Origin of the sequence: Nocardia sp. NPDC004860, assembly GCF_040609015.1 — a bacterium.
GTDB lineage: Bacteria > Actinomycetota > Actinomycetes > Mycobacteriales > Mycobacteriaceae > Nocardia.
The window spans coordinates 94982-111050 of record NZ_JBEXJI010000020.1 but is presented as its reverse complement, the minus strand read 5'-3'; the positions used below and the strand labels follow the sequence as shown (position 1 = coordinate 111050).

General features: G+C 69.4%; 14 protein-coding genes. 2 read left to right on the top strand and 12 right to left on the bottom strand.

Annotation, left to right across the window (positions count from 1 at the left end; genetic code table 11):
- Nucleotides 1-3: 3 nt before the first annotated feature.
- The 4 genes from ABZV44_RS30175 to ABZV44_RS30160 all read right to left on the bottom strand — a co-directional run bounded on the left by ABZV44_RS30175 (nucleotide 4) and on the right by ABZV44_RS30160 (nucleotide 6593).
- Entirely contained in the window at nucleotides 4-1989 is a 1986-nt protein-coding gene (locus ABZV44_RS30175; protein ID WP_354843491.1) for a biotin carboxylase N-terminal domain-containing protein, read from the bottom strand.
- 35 nt (nucleotides 1990-2024) lie between these two features.
- The gene (locus tag ABZV44_RS30170) at nucleotides 2025-3629 is read right to left on the bottom strand and encodes a carboxyl transferase domain-containing protein (protein ID WP_354843488.1); all 1605 of its coding nucleotides are present in this window, start codon (nucleotides 3627-3629) and stop codon (nucleotides 2025-2027) included.
- On the bottom strand, nucleotides 3626-4789 hold the full coding sequence (locus ABZV44_RS30165; protein ID WP_354843486.1) for an acyl-CoA dehydrogenase family protein: 1164 nt from the start codon (nucleotides 4787-4789) through the stop codon (nucleotides 3626-3628). The genes ABZV44_RS30170 and ABZV44_RS30165 overlap by 4 nt, the downstream gene beginning before the upstream one ends.
- Before the next feature lie 88 nt (nucleotides 4790-4877).
- Nucleotides 4878-6593: an acyclic terpene utilization AtuA family protein gene (locus ABZV44_RS30160; RefSeq protein WP_354843483.1), complete on the bottom strand. Its 1716-nt coding sequence runs from the start codon at nucleotides 6591-6593 to the stop codon at nucleotides 4878-4880.
- Nucleotides 6594-6772: 179 nt separating this feature from the next.
- Between ABZV44_RS30160 and ABZV44_RS30155 the strand changes: the two genes are divergently transcribed.
- Nucleotides 6773-6931 (top strand): hypothetical protein, encoded by a 159-nt coding sequence (locus tag ABZV44_RS30155; protein WP_354843480.1) that lies wholly within the window; start codon nucleotides 6773-6775, stop codon nucleotides 6929-6931.
- 19 nt (nucleotides 6932-6950) lie between these two features.
- Here ABZV44_RS30155 and ABZV44_RS30150 read toward each other — a convergent pair whose 3' ends face one another.
- From ABZV44_RS30150 to thiO, 6 genes are all read right to left on the bottom strand, one after another.
- On the bottom strand, nucleotides 6951-7955 hold the full coding sequence (locus ABZV44_RS30150) for an adenylate/guanylate cyclase domain-containing protein (RefSeq protein ID WP_354843478.1): 1005 nt from the start codon (nucleotides 7953-7955) through the stop codon (nucleotides 6951-6953).
- Between the two features lie 303 nt (nucleotides 7956-8258).
- Complete coding sequence (locus ABZV44_RS30145) at nucleotides 8259-9077, bottom strand: ABC transporter permease (RefSeq protein WP_354843475.1); 819 nt, start codon at nucleotides 9075-9077, stop codon at nucleotides 8259-8261.
- A complete protein-coding gene (locus ABZV44_RS30140; RefSeq protein ID WP_354843473.1) occupies nucleotides 9077-10045 on the bottom strand; it encodes an ABC transporter ATP-binding protein in 969 nt (322 codons plus the stop codon). The genes ABZV44_RS30145 and ABZV44_RS30140 overlap by 1 nt, the downstream gene beginning before the upstream one ends.
- 202 nt (nucleotides 10046-10247) lie before the next feature.
- A complete protein-coding gene (locus tag ABZV44_RS30135; protein WP_354843650.1) occupies nucleotides 10248-11000 on the bottom strand; it encodes a thiazole synthase in 753 nt (250 codons plus the stop codon).
- Between the two features lie 4 nt (nucleotides 11001-11004).
- The gene (gene thiS, locus ABZV44_RS30130) at nucleotides 11005-11217 is read right to left on the bottom strand and encodes a sulfur carrier protein ThiS (RefSeq protein ID WP_354843470.1); all 213 of its coding nucleotides are present in this window, start codon (nucleotides 11215-11217) and stop codon (nucleotides 11005-11007) included.
- Nucleotides 11214-12299 (bottom strand): glycine oxidase ThiO, encoded by a 1086-nt coding sequence (gene thiO / locus ABZV44_RS30125; RefSeq protein ID WP_354843467.1) that lies wholly within the window; start codon nucleotides 12297-12299, stop codon nucleotides 11214-11216. The genes thiS and thiO overlap by 4 nt, the downstream gene beginning before the upstream one ends.
- Before the next feature lie 153 nt (nucleotides 12300-12452).
- On the opposite strand from thiO, the gene thiE reads away from it, so the two are divergent.
- The gene (gene thiE, locus ABZV44_RS30120; RefSeq protein ID WP_354843464.1) at nucleotides 12453-13154 is read left to right on the top strand and encodes a thiamine phosphate synthase; all 702 of its coding nucleotides are present in this window, start codon (nucleotides 12453-12455) and stop codon (nucleotides 13152-13154) included.
- Here thiE and ABZV44_RS30115 read toward each other — a convergent pair whose 3' ends face one another.
- Nucleotides 13155-15338: a molybdopterin-dependent oxidoreductase gene (locus ABZV44_RS30115; RefSeq protein ID WP_354843461.1), complete on the bottom strand. Its 2184-nt coding sequence runs from the start codon at nucleotides 15336-15338 to the stop codon at nucleotides 13155-13157.
- Nucleotides 15339-15341: 3 nt separating this feature from the next.
- Nucleotides 15342-16016 carry an NUDIX domain-containing protein gene (locus tag ABZV44_RS30110; protein ID WP_354843459.1) on the bottom strand — a complete coding sequence of 225 codons (675 nt, stop codon included), beginning with the start codon at nucleotides 16014-16016 and terminating at the stop codon, nucleotides 15342-15344.
- Nucleotides 16017-16069: the final 53 nt, after the last annotated feature.

The following is a 16069-nucleotide window of genomic DNA, read 5'->3' as shown; positions in this document are numbered from 1 at the left end:
TGCCTACTCCTGATCTTCGCTGTGGACCACGGCGAGAACCGCGCCGACCTCGACCTGCTGGCCGGCGGAAACGTTCAATTCGGTGAGCACGCCGGCGGCGGGTGCGGCAATGGTGTGCTCCATCTTCATCGCCTCCAGCCACAGGATGGGCTGGCCCTTCTCGAGCCGGTCGCCGACCGCCGCGCCCAGGCGGATGACCGCGCCCGGCATCGGGGCCAGCAGCGAGCCCTCGGCCACCTGGTCGGCCGGGTCCTCGAAGCGCGGTAGGCGGCGCACGGCCACCGGGCCGAGCGGGGAATCCACCGCGACCAGGTCGCCGTAGCGGGCGATCTCGAAGCGCCGGCGCACCGGGCCGCGCTCCCCCGGGACCTGGAGCACCACGAGATCCGGTGTGGCCTCCAGCAATTCGAGGCCATCGTGGCCCTCGACCTCGACACCCGTGCGGGTCAGGCGGTAGCGCACCTCGTGCTTGCCGGTCAGGCGCGACTCGTAGGACTTGCACTGCGGCTGCGACGGCAGATTGCGCCAGCCGCTGGGCAGGCCGCTGCCGACCCGGGCCGCGCGCCGGTTGGCGGCGGCGTCGGCGAGCGCGGCGGCCACGATGGACAGCTGCTCGCCGGCCTCGGAAACCAGTGGCGCCGAGAGCTTCTCGAGATCGTGGGTCGCGAAGAACGCGGTATCGGTATCGCCCGCCAGGAACGCCGGATGCCGCAGCACCCGCACCAGCAGGTCGCGGTTGGTGACCAGGCCGTGAATCTTGGCCCGCTGCAGGGCAGCAGCCAGCAGATGGGCCGCCTCGTCGCGGGTCTCGGCGAAGGAGATGACCTTCGACAGCATGGGGTCGTAGTGCACGCCCACCACGGAACCGTCCACCACGCCGGTGTCCAGGCGCACGCCCGGCTCGGTCAGCACGGTGAATTCGCCCAGGGTGCCGGGGATGTCGAGCTTGTGGACGGGGCCGGACTGCGGCTGCCAGTCGTGGGCCGGGTCCTCGGCGTACAGGCGCACCTCGATGGAGTGGCCGCGCATCTCCGGCTGCCGCGCGGGCAGCGCGCGACCGGTGGCCACCTGCAGCTGCAGGCGCACCAGGTCCAGACCGGTGACCTGCTCGGTGACCGGATGTTCCACCTGCAGACGGGTATTCATCTCCAGGAAGAAGAAGTCGCCCTTCTCGTCGGCCAGGAATTCGACGGTGCCCGCACCCTCGTAGCCGATGGCCTCCGACGCCAGCCGCGCCGCCTCGAACAGCCGCGCCCGCATGCCGTCGATCTTCTCGACCAGCGGCGACGGAGCCTCCTCGACGACCTTCTGGTGGCGGCGCTGGATCGAGCACTCGCGCTCGCCGACCGCCCACACGGTGCCGTGGGTGTCGGCCATGACCTGCACCTCGATGTGGCGGCCGGTCTCCAGGTAGCGCTCGCAGAAGACGGTCGGATCGCCGAAGGCGGACTGGGCTTCCCGCTGCGCCGCCTCGATCTGACCGGTCAGCTCGGACAGTTCGCGCACCACGCGCATGCCGCGACCGCCACCGCCGGCGGACGCCTTGATCAGCACCGGCAGCATGTCGGCGGTGACCTCGGCCGGATCCAGCTGCTTCAGCACCGGGACACCGGCGGCGTCCATCATCTTCTTGGACTCGACCTTGGAGCCCATCTGCTCGATGGCCGCGACCGGCGGGCCGATCCAGACGAGGCCGGCGGCCTGCACGCTCTTGGCGAATTCGGCGTTCTCGGAGAGGAATCCGTAGCCGGGGTGGATGGCGTCGGCACCGGCGGCCAGCGCGGCCTCGATGATCAGCTCGGCACGCAGGTAGGTCTCGCCGGGGGTGTTGCCAGGCAGGCGAATTGCGGCATCGGCCTCGGCCACGTGCGGGGCGTTCGCATCGGCGTCCGAATAGACGGCGGTGGTCGCGATACCCATCCGACGGCAGGTCGCGAATACGCGTCGCGCGATCTCGCCACGGTTGGCGACCAGAACATTGGAAATCACCGTGCCCATTGGGGTCGCAATGCTCATCTCTGGCCTCACATCCGGAAGACGCCGAAGCCCTCGGCGCCCTTGATCGGGGAATTGTGGATGGCGGACAACGCCATTCCCAACACCGTGCGGGTGTCACGCGGGTCGATGACGCCGTCGTCGTAGAGGCGGCCCGACATGAACATGGGCAGCGATTCGGCCTCGATCTGCGCCTCGATCATGGCGCGCATCCCGGCGTCGGCCTCCTCGTTGAAGGGCATGCCCTTGGCCTCGGCCGCGGCCCGGCCCACGATGGAGATGACGCCCGCCAGCTGCGCGCCGCCCATGACGGCGGATTTGGCACTGGGCCAGGCGAACACGAAGCGCGGATCGTAGGCGCGCCCGCACATGCCGTAGTGTCCCGCGCCGTAGGACGCGCCCATGAGCAGCGAGATGTGCGGCACCTTCGAATTCGAGACCGCGTTGATCATCATCGCGCCGTGCTTGATGATGCCCTTCTGCTCGTATTCCTTGCCGACCATGTAGCCGGTGGTGTTGTGCAGGAACAGCAGTGGCGTGTTCGACTGGTTGGCCAGCTGGATGAACTGGGTGGCCTTCTGCGCTTCCTCGGAGAACAGCACGCCGCGGGCATTGGCGAGAATGCCGACCGGGTAGCCGTGCAGTTCCGCCCAGCCGGTCACCAGGCTGGAGCCGTAGAGCGGCTTGAACTCGTCGAAGTCGGAGCCGTCGACCACGCGGGCGATGACCTCGCGCGGATCGAACGGGATCTTGAGGTCACTCGGCACGATGCCGAGCAGTTCCTCCGAGTCGTACAGCGGCTCGATCACCTCGGTGACCGGGCGCGCGGCCGGACCCTGCTTCTGCCAGTTCAGTCGCTTGACGATGGAACGGCCCAGCCGGATCGCGTCCTGCTCGTCCACGGCCAGGTAGTCGGCCAGACCCGAAACGCGGGCGTGCATTTCGGCGCCGCCGAGGGATTCGTCGTCGGACTCCTCACCGGTGGCCATCTTCACCAGCGGCGGACCGCCCAGGAACACCTTGGAGCGCTCCTTGATCATGACCGTGTAATCGGACATGCCCGGGACGTACGCACCGCCGGCGGTGGAGTTGCCGAAAACCAGTGCGATGGTGGGGATTCCGGCCGCCGACAGCCGGGTGAGGTCCCGGAACATCCGCCCACCGGGGACGAAGACCTCTTTCTGCGTCGGCAGATCCGCGCCGCCGGACTCGACCAGGCCGATCACCGGCAGCCGGTTCTCCAGCGCGATGTCGTTCATGCGCAGGTTCTTGCGCAGCGTCCACGGATTCGACGTACCGCCGCGCACGGTCGGATCCGGCGCCACGATCATGCACTCGACGCCCTCGACGATGCCGATGCCCGCGATCACGCTGGCGCCGACATGGAAGTCGCTGCCCCAGGCCGCGAGCGGAGCCAGCTCCAGGAACGGCGAATCCTCGTCGATGAGCAGTTCGATGCGTTCACGCGCGGTCAGCTTGCCGCGCTTGCGGTGCCGGGCCATCTTGTCCGGTCCACCGCCCGCGATGTTCTTGGCGTACTCGGCCTCCACCTCGGCCAGCTTGGCCGTCATGGCCTCGGCGGCGGCCTGATAGTCCGCCGAATTCGGGTCTACGGACGTGCGCAGAATACTCAAGACTGGAACCCCAATCGCTTGGCCGCGAGGCTGGTCAGGATCTCGTTGGTGCCGCCGCCGATGCCGAGGATGCGGACATCACGGTAGTGGCGCTCGACTTCGGACTCACGCATGTAGCCGAGGCCGCCGAAGAGCTGCACCGCCTGGTGGGCAACCCATTCCGCGGTCTCCACGGCGGTGTTCTTGGCGAAGCACACCTCGGCGATCAGATCGGTCTCACCGCGGGCGGCGCGCTCGGCCACCGCGTGCGTGTACACGCGCGCGACATCGATGCGGCGCGCCATCTCCGACAGCGTGTTCTGCACGGCCTGGCGGCTGATCAGCGGGCGGCCGAAGGTCTCCCGGTCCCGGCACCACTGCAGCGTCAGGTCCAGGCAGCGCTGGGCGTGCCCGTACCCCTGCACGGCCAGCCCCACCCGCTCGCTCACGAAAGCCTGTGCGATCTGGGCGAATCCGCTGTTCTCCGGGCCCACCAGGTTCGAGACCGGCACTCGCACATCGACATACGACAGTTCGGCGGTGTCCGAGCACAGCCAGCCCATCTTCTCCAGCTTGCGGCTGACGGTGAACCCGGGCGTGCCCTTCTCCACCACCAGCAGCGACACACCCGCCGCGCCCGGACCGCCCGTACGCACCGCGGTCACCACGAAATCGGCGCGCACACCGGAGGTGATGAAGGTCTTGGACCCGTTCACGATGAAGTCGTCGCCGTCCCGGACCGCCGTGGTCCGCAGATGCCCGACATCCGAACCGCCGCCCGGCTCGGTGATGGCCAGCGACCCGATCTTCTCGCCCGCCAGCGTCGGCCGCACCCAGCGCTCGATGTGCTCGGCATTGCCCGAGGCGATCAGGTGCGGCACCGCGATGCCGCAGGTGAACAGGGAGGCGAACAAGCCGCCCGAACAGCCCGCGTAGTGCAGCTCCTCGGCCACGATGGCGGCGTCGATGCCGTCGCCGCCGGAACCACCGGTGGATTCCGGGAACTGGACGCCCAGCAGCCCCAGCGCACCCGCCTTCTTGTGCAGCTCACGCGGGATCTCGCCGTTGCGCTCCCACTCGTCCAGATATGGCAGTACCTCCCGCTCCGCGAAACCGCGCACGGTGGCGCGCAATTCGCGGCGTTCGGGTGTCTGCCAGGGATCTGCGTATCCGGCGCTCATACCGCCTCGCTCCCTTCCGCGAGGCCGAAACCTCGCCTGTCACCGGCTCGGCCGGTCCACGGCCGCAGCGCAGGTCCGCCGCGCCGCCTCACGGCAGCAACTCCGCGGGGATGTCGAGGTACCGGGCGCGCAGCCATTCGCCGAGCCCCTTGGCCTGCGGGTCGAAGCGGGCCTGATAGGCCACGCCCTCCCCGAGCAGGCCCTCGACAATGAAGTTCAGCGCCCGCAGATTCGGCAGCACGTGCCGGGTGACCGGCAGCGCGGCGGTCTCGGGCAGCAGGCGGCGCAGCTCGTCGACGGTCAGCGTGTGCACCAGCCAGCGCCACTGCTCCTCGGTGCGCACCCAGATGCCGATATTGGCATTGCCGCCCTTGTCGCCACTGCGGGCCAGCGCGATCGCGCCCAGCGGGGCCCGGGTGGTGGCTCCGGCCGGAAGCGGCTGCGGCAGTTCCGGTTCCGCGACCGCAGCCAGCTCCAGGGTTTCCCCGGCCGGCGCGATCGCCACCTCGGTGCCGTCCGCCAGGACCGCCGTATGCGGAATCTCCTTGGAATCCACGTATCCCGGCGTGAACACCCCGTACGGACCGCCATTGCCGGGCGGGGCCGTCAGCGAGAAGCCGGGGAAGCTGGCCAGGGCCAATTCCACGGCGACACCGGAGAACGCGCGCCCCACCTTGTTCGGATCCGGGTCCCGGACGACACAGCGCAGCAGGGCGCTGGCCTGCTCCTCGGTATCGGCGTCGGGCCGGTCCAGCCGCGCCAGCGTCCACTCCAGCTCGGCGGGCCGCGCCGGCAGCCAGGACTCCAGCTGCCGTTGCGCCAGTTCGGCTTTGGCCTCGATATCCAGGCCGGTGAGGATGAACTCCATCTCGTTGCGGAATCCGCCGATGGTGTTGGTCGACACCTTGGTCTGCGGCGGCGGGGCCTCACCGGTCACGCCACTGATCAGCACCCGGTCGGGGCCCTCCTGGCTCACCTGGATGGTGTCGAGTCGCGTGGTGACATCCGGACCGGCGTAGCGCGCGCTCTGGATCTCGTACATGAGCTGGGCTTTCACCGTGTCCACGGTGACCGCGCCGCCGGTGCCCTCGTGCTTGGTGATGACACTGCTGCCATCGCGCCGCACCTCGGCGATCGGGAAGCCCGGCCGCCCCAGATCGGCGATCTCGGTGAAGAAGGCGAAATTGCCGCCGGTGGCCTGGGTGCTGCACTCGATGACGTGCCCCGCCACCACCGCACCGGCCAGCGCATCGTAATCGGATCGGCCCCAGCCGAAATGCGCGGCCGCGGGACCGACCACCACCGAGGCGTCGGTGACCCGCCCGGTGACCACGATGTCCGCGCCGGCCGTCAGGCATTCGGCGATGCCCCACGCGCCCAGGTAGGCGTTCGCGGTGAGCGGCGCGCCCAGCCCCAGCTCTCCGGCGCGCGCCAGCAGATCGTCACCGGTCACGTACGCGACCTTCGGTGCGAGACCGAGCTTTTCGGCCACCTCCCGCACCCGCTGGGCCAGCCCGGCCGGATTCAGCCCGCCCGCATTGGCGACGATCTTCACCCCGGACTCGAGGGCCAGGCCGAGGCTGCCCTCCAGCTGCTTCACAAAGGTTTTGGCGTAGCCGAGGTTCGCGTCCTTCATGCGATCGCGTCCCAGGATCAGCATGGTGAGCTCGGCCAGATAGTCGCCGGTGAGCACGTCGAGCTGCCCGCCCTCGAGCATCTCCCGCATGGCGCTGAGGCGATCCCCGTAGAACCCGGAACAGTTGCCGATCCGAATCAGATCCGGAGTGTCGGCGAGCTGACTCATGGCGGGCCTCCCTGTACACCTGCGCTGTCACAGCGCGGTCGGCGCAGCCTCGGTGCTGCGGTCGGTTACAGGGTCACATCAGGTCCGGAAAAAATCAAGCCCGCGTGCTTGTTATTTTTCAAAATCCCAGGTCGGGACCGGTCTCCGGTACATCGGCAACCTTCAGGCACACTGAACAGGTGTCCTCAGACGTCACCGTGATCGTCCTGCTCGCCCTCGCCGGATTCCTGCTCGGCGGGGCGTACTCGCTGTTCAAGACCTCGCGCCCACTGGCCATCGGGCTCGCCGTCTGCGGCGTGCTCGCGGCCGTGGGCGCGGTGCTCTGGATGACGAACTGACTCTCGGGCCGGCGGACCGTCACTCGGCTTCGAGGCGGAAGATACGGAGATCTTCCGGGACGCCGCTCAGGGGAGCCGCGAAAAAGCTACGGCGATAGGGCTTTACGCCCAGGCCGAGCTCCTCGAGCGTCTCCGGGCGCAGCGAGTCCAGCGTCACGCCCGAGAGCATGGTGTTGCCATTGCCGCCCGCCTCCATGACGCGGGCCGCGATGTTCACATCGATGCCGAGCCAGTCGCCGCCGATCTCACGCGGACTGCCGGTGTGCAGCCCCAGGCGCATCTGCGGGCGATAGCCGTCCACTGATACCGCCGACAGGTTCTCCTTGGCCGCCACCGCCGCCCGCACGGCCCGGTCCGCGGACGGGAACACGGCCATCACGCCGTCGCCCATGCGCTTGACCACCTGGCCGCCGCGATCCACGATGGGCGGCTCGATGGCCTTGGCCACCCGCCGCAGCAGGTCCAGGGTCACCTCGTCCCCCGCGGCCAGGGACCAGCTGGAGAAGGCCACCAGATCGGTGAACATGATGGTGATCTCCTGCGGGCCGCGGCCCTTGCCGATCCGCTCCAGCACGGCCTGCCAGACCTGCAGCGCACCCAGCCCCAATTCGCGTGCGGCACTGGGGGAATCACCCACCAGCTTGTCCGCCGCGCGAGCCACGGCACGCGCGCCACCGGGTCCGGAGACCGAGAGCGGATCACCGAAGGCCGGATCGCCGGGCAGGTTCTCGCGCGCTTTGCGGATGGCGTCGATGATGTCGCCGCGCTGATTGGCGGCATTGACCATGGCCGAGAGCTGCCCGGGAAAACGGCCGCGCCGCCGCCCGGTCCGCGACTCGTCGGTCTCGTCGGGGTCCTCGGACAGTTCCGCGGGAATCAGGGGGATGACCACATCCGGGTCGATGCGGGGTTGCCGTGCCCGGCTGCCGGGCGCGTCGCGGGACCGGTTGCGATCGGTTCCCAGTCCGTCCGTACGGTTCGCGTCGGAGGCGCGTTCACCGCCGTCGGAGGGTCGTTCGCTCACGCCCAGAGCGTATCTCAGCGTTCCGTCGTGGAATGGATCAATGATTGCCACCTGACACCTCCCGATCGGTGTAGCGGCCACATCATTGGACCCGCCGAAGGTTTGAGTGTTTTGGTTGCTGTTTCGATGCTACCGACCGTCCAGTACGACGGCCAACCGATCCATGCCGACAGGAAAAGTTAGCTGGAACACACTTTTGGCCCGTTATGACACCGGCCCGATACGGAGAATCCGTATCGGGCCGATGCTCGCCGCCGTGCCGGGCAGTGGCCGGCGGCCCCTAGGGCAGGGTCTGTGCGCGCTCTACGCGTCGCGCTTATTTACCACGAACAACGCGGCCGCGAAGATCAATCCGACAAAGACCGCAAAGTAGACCAGGCCACCCCACGGACCCCAGTGCCAGTACGACGACTTGGCGTCCACGGTGCCCAGGAACAGGCCCGCGTTCTGGAACGGCAGCAGCACCTGGATCTCCCGGCCGATCTTGCCGAACGCGCCGACCATGGGCTCGAGGATGACCGGCCAGACGATCAGCAGCGACAGCGCGCCCGCCGACTGCCGGATCAGCGTGCCCACGCCGACCGCCAGGAAGACCACCAGCAGGATGAACAGCGGCACGGCGTAGAAGACCCGCAGATCGCCACTGCTCAGGCTCAGGTGGCTGCCCGCGTCGTGGTTCACCATGACCTTGAAGATGACGAAGCCGAGGAAGGTCAGCGCCGCACTCAGCAACGCCATAGCAACCCCGATGACACCGGCCTTGGTGAGCAGCACCGTGGTTCGACCGGGAACCGCGAGGAAGGTGGTCTTGATGGTGCCGAAGCGGTACTCACTGGTGACCGCCAGCGCCGCCAGGATCATGACCATCAGGTAGCCGAAACCCGGAATGCCCTGGGCCAGGCCGGTGATACCCAGGCCCGCCACCGAGTTCTCCGCGTACGGCGCATCGGCCGGGGTCATCTTGCCCTGGGCCAGCTGATCCTCGAAGACGCGCCAGGACGCGTTCAGGGCCAGGCTGAACAGCGCTGCGATACCCAGCGCGAACACCACCAGCAGCGCCGTGCACCAGACCGGGGACTTGGTCGAGGTGAGCTTGATTCGTTCCGCCGCGAGCACTCCCATCAGAGCGCACCTCCCATAACCTGATCGAAGCCTTCGCCGTGGTACTGCACCGCGCCACCGGTCATGCGCATGAACGCCTCCTCCAGCGAGGCACGCTGCGGCGAGAGCTCGTAGAGCGTGATGTCATTGGCGCCGGCCAGTTTTCCGACCGCGTCGCTGGTGACGCCCGCGACCACCAGGGCCGCGCCGTCCGTCTCTACAGGTTCTTTACCGGCCGGCCGGGCACCATCCTCGCGCACCGTCATGCCGTTCGAGGTGAGCAGGCTGCGCAGCTGATCGAGCTGCGGACTGCGCACGCGCACAGACTGTTCCGAGGCCTTCTCGATGAAATCCTTTGTGGTGGTGTCGGCAATGAGCCGGCCCCGGCCGATCACGACGAGATGCTCGGCGGTCTGCGCCATTTCGGAGAGCAGATGGCTCGACACCAGCACGGTGCGGCCCTCGCCCGCCAGCCGCTGCATGAAACGGCGGATCCACAGAATGCCCTCGGGATCCAGGCCGTTCACCGGTTCGTCGAACAGCAGCACCTGCGGGTCGCCGAGCAGGGCGCCGGCCAGGCCGAGCCGCTGGGACATCCCGAGGGAGAAACCACCGGCGCTCTTGTTGGCGACCTCGGACAGGCCGACCAGGCGCAGCACCTCCTCCACCCGCGACTGCGGAATGTCATTGGAGGCGGCCATCCACCGCAGGTGCGAGCGCGCGGAACGATTGGGATGCACCCACTTCGCGTCCAGCAGCGCGCCGACGGTGTCGAGCGGACGCTTCAGGTCGTGATACGGCTTACCGTCGATGAGGGCGGTGCCGGAGGTCGGCGTGTCCAACCCCAGGATCATCCGCATGGTGGTCGACTTGCCCGCCCCGTTCGGGCCGAGGAAGCCGGTCACCTGCCCCGGACGGACCGTGAACGACAGGTCCGACACCGCGACGGTCTGGCCGTAGTGCTTGGTCAGGCCTCTCAGTTCGATCATGGCGACCAGTCTTCCCCATGTACGGAGCGCGCACTATCGCTAATTGGTCGCGCGTCGCTCATCCCTGAGGATGACTGTGTCCAATTTGCCCTCCGCTTCGCTCCGGGCGGGTTCGCGGCGCTGAAGGTCTCGTTCTTCCCTCCTCCGCTCCTCCGCTCCGTCGGTCCAGAACGAGACGCGCCGCGAACCAGAGTGCGGCGCTTCAGAATCCGGGCGAGGACGCTTGGGCCCAGAAGCGCTTGGGGATTCGGCCCGCCTGCCGCGCCAGCCGGCCGCCCTCCACCGCGCGAGCCATGGCGGCGGCCATCAGCGCGGGCTGCCGGGCGCGGGTGACCGCGGTGGCCAGCAGGACCGCCGAGCAGCCGAGTTCCATTGCCAGCGCGGCATCACTGGCGGTGCCGATGCCCGCGTCGAGGATGACCGGCACGCCCGCGGCGGCCACGATCATCTCGATATTGTGCGGATTGCCGATACCCAGACCGGTGCCGATCGGCGAGCCCAGGGGCATGACCGCGGCGCAGCCGGTGTCCTCGAGGCGCTTGGCCAGCACCGGGTCGTCGGTGGTGTAGGGCAGCACGGTGAAGCCGTCGTCCACCAATTGCTCTGCGGCGGCGACCAATTCGATGGCGTCGGGCAGCAGGGTGCGCTCGTCGGCGATGACTTCCAGCTTCACCCAATCGGTTTCGAGAGCCTCGCGGGCCAGCTGGGCGGTGAGCACCGCCTCGGCGGCCGTGCGGCAGCCGGCCGTATTGGGCAGCGGCGCGATCTCCAGCCGCTTGAGCAGATCCAGCACGCCGGTGCCGCCCGCGGCGTCCACCCGGCGCATCGCGACCGTGGTCAGCTCGGTGCCCGAGGCGACCAGGGCCTCCTCCAGCACGGCCAGGTTCTCCGCCCCACCGGTGCCCATGATGAGCCGCGAGCCGAACTCACGTCCCGCGATGACCAACGGTTCGATCGAGCTAGCCACCCTGCACCGCCGTCAGCACCTCGATCTCCCAGCCGCGGCCGACCGGCTCGTCCCAGCGGGACTTGGGGAACACCGCGCCGTCGATGGCCAGCGCCACGCCCTGGCACGGCAGGTTCAGCCGTTCCAGCAGCTGCCGGATGGTGAGCTCGTCGGGGAAAACATGATCCTCGCCATTGACGGTGACGCCGACCGGGATTGCGGTCATCGGACTCCTCCTGGGTGAAACGGTGCGGCGGTGGTGAACCGGCGCGGATCCGCGGCGCGCGCCTCGGGCAGCTCGGTGTCGGCGAGCAGCGCCAGGACGGCGTCGGCGGTGACCGGGGTGTCGAGAATGCCGTTGCGGCCGTGTCCCGCGGCCACGATCACCCGCTCGTCCAGGTAACCGATCAGCGGCAGATTGTCGGGTGAGCCCGGGCGCGAACCCGCGATGGCCTCGGCGAATTCGTACTCGCCGATACCCGGCAGCACGGCCTCGGCATCGGTGACCAGGTCGCGGACTCCGGCGACGGTGACGGCGTTGTCGAACCCGACTTCGTATTGTGTTGCACCCAGCACGATTCCGTCACGTCTCGGCACAAGATATATGGGCCGGCCGTGCACCCGGGCCCGGACCACACGGGCGGGCACGGGCGGGGCGCTGGGGCGGCGGCGCAGGCGCAGGATCTCGCCCTTCACCGGGCGCACCGGCAGACCGGGCCACAGGTCGGCGGCCGCGGCGCCGGTGGCGAGCACGATGCGATCGTGCGGCAGGCCGGCCGGCGACTCCACCCGCTCCGCGCGGAACTCGACTCCGGCCGCGGCGCAGGCGGTTCGGAGCGCGGTCACCAGCACGCGATTGTCCACGGCGGGTTCGGCGACGGCGAGCAGTCCGGCGCGCACGCCGCGGCCCAGGCCGGGTTCGGCGGCGCGTACCCCGGCGCGGTCCAGCAGGCGCAGCTCGTGGCCGCGGGCATTCACCCAGTCGGCGATGGTGCGCAGGTCGGCGGCGTCGGCGCCGTCCAGGGCGACGGTCAGGGTCTGATCGGCGACGAAGACATCGGTGCCGGTGACGGCCCGCAGCTCGGCGGCGAAACCGGGCCAGCGGATCAGGGAGGCGGCGCCGAAGGCGAGAGCGGCGTCCTCACCGGGCCAGCCCTCCGAGAGCGGGGCGAGCATGCCGCCCGCCACCCAGGAGGATCCGGAGCCCACGGCCGGGTCGAAGACGGTGACGGTCCAGCCCGCTCCGGCGGCACGCCAGGCTACCGAAAGTCCGATCACACCGCCGCCGACGACGGCCAGAGTCCGCATGTGAATCCACCTAACTCATCCCGGCATCCGCGGGACCTGCATATATATCGCGCGAAACAGTGGACTCGGCGGCAGCGTCGCGCAGCTGCACGCCGGGTGCGCTCCCTCGGGTCGTTTCGACTCGAACACCGTAGCGCGACTACCGTCGAAGCTGTGCAACCCTCCCACCCGAACCGGCCCGCCACCCCACGGGAACGCCTCGCCACCGCGCGGCTGTACCTGTGCACCGACGCCCGCCGGGACCGGGGTGACCTGGCGGAGTTCGCCGAGGCGGCCCTGGCCGGCGGCGTCGACATCATCCAGCTGCGGGACAAGGGCTCGCCCGGGGAGAAGCAGTTCGGGCCGCTCGAGGCCAAGGCCGAACTGGGTGCGCTGGCCGAGCTGAAGGCCGCCGCCCGCCGCCACGGCGCCCTGGTCGCGTGCAACGACCGCGCCGATATCGCGCTCGCGGCCGGGGTGGACGTGCTGCACCTGGGCCAGGGCGACCTGCCGCCCTGGTACGCACGGCAGATCCTGGGCGGCGAGGTGGTGCTGGGCCGCTCGACGCACAATCGCGCGCAGGCCGGACTGGCCGCGGTGGACGAGCACATCGACTATTTCTGCACCGGACCGGTGTACGCCACCCCGACCAAGCCGGGCCGCACCCCCGCGGGCATCGACCTGGTCCGGTCCACGGCGGATTCGCACACACAGCGCCCGTGGTTCGCCATCGGCGGCATCGACGCCCGCAGCCTGCCCGAGGTGCTGGACGCGGGCGCGACGCGAATCGTGGTGGTGCGGGCCATTACCGAGGCCGACGATCCGCAGGCCGCCGCCCGCGCCATCAAGCAGCGGATCCTGGAGAACGACCGCTAGCTAACCGACCGGGTCGAGGCGGATCGGGACGCCGTTCAGGTTGGACATGCCCGCGAGGCGTTCCACATCGGCGAGATCGGTGGACATCAGGTCGTTCACGTTCGCGCCCCCGGCGGCATTGGCGCGCTGCCAGCCGCCGTCGTGACCCCAGCCGTGCGGAATGGCCACGGTGCCCTCGGTCATGTCCTCGGTGAGCCGGGCGGTCACCTCGATGGCGCCGTGCGCGGAGGTGACCCGGCAACGATCACCGTCGGAAATGCCCGCCACCGCCGCGTCTTTGGGGTTGATGCGGGCGGCGTGCTCGCGGTCGCCGCGCATGAGCGGCTCGGCATTGTGCATCCACGAGTTGTGCGATTTCAGTTCGCGCAGGCCGATGACGCGCAGCGGATAGGCCGGATCGGCCGGCCGCGCGCTGAGGGCGCGCAGTTCGCCGATGATCTCGTCCGGATCCAGCCGGACGCGGCCACCCTTGTGCCGCACCACGTTCCGCAGCACCCCGGTGGCGATGCTGTCGGCGAGCACCACCCCGTGCGGGTGACGGCGCAGCATGCGCAGGCTGAGGCCATTGCGGCGCAGGCCGAATCGGTCGCCGTAGGGGCCGGTGCGCAGGGCCAGATCGGCCAGCAGGGTCGGGGTGGGCCGGGCGGAGCCGAGGCCCGGGACGCGGCGGCGCAGCGCGCTCAGCAGGCGACCGGCCGGGCGGGCCGGGCCGATAGCGAAGGGCTGCACACCGATCCGGGTCGCGATGGCGTCGATGATCCGCCATTCCTCGCGAGCCTCCCCATATGGTTCGACGACCCGCTCGGTGTACTGGGTGTACGGCGTCGGGGAGAACGCGGTGAAGGGCAGCGGAATGTCGTCGCGCTCCAGGAAAGTGGTCGCCGGGAGGATGTAGTCGGCGATCCTGTTGGTGTCGTTGACATATATGTCCATGGAAACGAACAGGTCCAGTTCGGTGAGCGCGGCGGCCAGTTCGCGCCCATTGGGCACCGAGGAAACCGGATTGCCCGCCGAGGTGAACAGGGCACGCAGCTGCCCCGGGCCGGGCGTGGTGATCTCCTTGGCCATGATGGCGGCCGGGAAGGTACCCAGCACGTCCGGGAATCCGCCGATGCGGGAATGGTTCTTGCCGTAGCCGGCGAAACCGAGGCGGGCGCTCAGCTCGGAGACCGCCACCAGTTCCTTGCCGAAGACCGAACCGCCCGGCCTGTCGAGGTTTCCGGTCACCAGGGACAGGACGTCGATGAGGAAGGCCACCAGGGTCGCATGCCTGCCCAGGCAGGTGCCGGTGCGACCGTAAACCGCGGCGGATTCGGCGCGGGCCAGATCGCGGGCCAGGGCGCGCACCCGATCCGGTTCGAGGCCGGTGACCTCGGCGGTGAATTCGGGCGTGAAACGCGCTACGGCATCCCGTAATTCACGTGCGCCGCCGGCCTGGCGGCGCAGCGCCGCGGTGTCTTCCAGACCCTCGTCGAAGATCACCTGCAACAGAGAGGCCAGCAGCCAGGCGTCACCGTCTGGTCGCACGCCGACGTGCTCGAACAACTTGGCGGTCTCGGTGTTTCGCGGGTCGACCACCACCACCCGCCCGCCCCGCTTCGTGATGGCGGTGAGCTTCTCGCGGATACGCGGCGCGCTCAGCACACTGCCGTGCGAGACAAGGGGATTCGCGCCCAGCATGAGCAGGAAATCGGTGCGGTCCAGATCGGGCACCGGCACGGTGGTGAGGGAGCCGTAGAGCAGCTCGCTGGCCACGAAGCGGTTGTTGATGTCCTGGGAACCGGCCGAATACACGTGCTTCAGCCCGGCGGCCAGCTGGAAACCCACCATCCACAGGGTGTGTGAATAGGAGAAGGAGGACGGATTGCCGAAATACCAGCCGAGACTCTCGATTCCGTGCTCGCGGATGAGCTCGCGCAGGCGTGCGCCGATCTCGTCCAGCGCCGTGTCCCAGGAGACCCGTTCGAACGCGCCGGAGGCCGTGCGCCGCAGGGGATACAGCACCCGGTCGGGATCGTTCTGGATCTCGGTGAAGGCGATGCCCTTGGGGCAGGCGTTGCCGCGGGAGAGCGGATGGTCCTTGTCGGCGCGCAGGCGCACCAGCTTCCCGTCCTCGACGGTGGCGATCAGCCCGCAGAGGGGCTCACAGATCCGGCAGTAGGTGGGAACCTCGCGCGTTGTCACGCCTCAAGACAACACCTGGTCCAAAGTGAGGAACAACACATTTCCGGCCAAATTGGTCTGTTCCGTGACCGATGCGGGCGCGCCGATGCGGGCGGTGCGGCCGGCCCCGTCGCCATTCGAATGCAGCCAGAGGAATCCCTGCCCGGCCAGATCCAGGGTGCGCGGCAACGCGGCCGCCACCGCGCCGGTATCGGCGATTCCCTCGAGACTGATCAGGGTGGGCGTGGCGCGCAGGGCGGGCCAGGCGGCGGCGAAGCCGGGGTGCAGCGGCCGGTCCTCGACCTCGTCCTCGGGCACCCAGATCAGGTCCTGACTCTCCTGGTTGCCGCGAGTGCGCAGTTGATCGGCGGCATCGGCGATGACGGTGGTGTAGGTCCAGCCACTGGGCGCGGTCGCGGTCACGCGGGATCCGCGCACCCGGATCGAGCCGGGCGCGATACCGGCCTCCTCCTCGGCCTCGCGGACGGCCGCGTGCACGCTGGTCTCGTGGGAGTCGCGGGCTCCGCCGGGCAGCGCCCAGGTCCCGCCCTGATGGGTCCAGGCGGCCCGATGATGCAGCAGGACTGCAGATCCGCCGCCGGCCAGCGGGGCGCGCAGCAACAGTCCGGCAGCGCCGAAACGACCCCACTGGCGGGTGCCATCCGGACTCTCCGCCCACCCGTCCCCATCACCACGCATCTTCGCAATCCCATCGTCCGACCGCACTGCCGTGCACCGTCCCCGCTCGGCGG

Coding starts and splice junctions, on each gene's coding strand:
- ABZV44_RS30165 (WP_354843486.1), bottom strand. CDS start 4,789: ATGAGCGCCGGATACGCAGATCCCTGGCAGACACCCGAACGCCGCGAA.
- ABZV44_RS30160 (WP_354843483.1), bottom strand. CDS start 6,593: ATGAGTCAGCTCGCCGACACTCCGGATCTGATTCGGATCGGCAACTGT.
- ABZV44_RS30145 (WP_354843475.1), bottom strand. CDS start 9,077: ATGGGAGTGCTCGCGGCGGAACGAATCAAGCTCACCTCGACCAAGTCC.
- ABZV44_RS30140 (WP_354843473.1), bottom strand. CDS start 10,045: ATGATCGAACTGAGAGGCCTGACCAAGCACTACGGCCAGACCGTCGCG.
- thiS (WP_354843470.1), bottom strand. CDS start 11,217: ATGACCGCAATCCCGGTCGGCGTCACCGTCAATGGCGAGGATCATGTT.
- thiO (WP_354843467.1), bottom strand. CDS start 12,299: ATGCGGACTCTGGCCGTCGTCGGCGGCGGTGTGATCGGACTTTCGGTA.
- ABZV44_RS30110 (WP_354843459.1), bottom strand. CDS start 16,016: ATGCGTGGTGATGGGGACGGGTGGGCGGAGAGTCCGGATGGCACCCGC.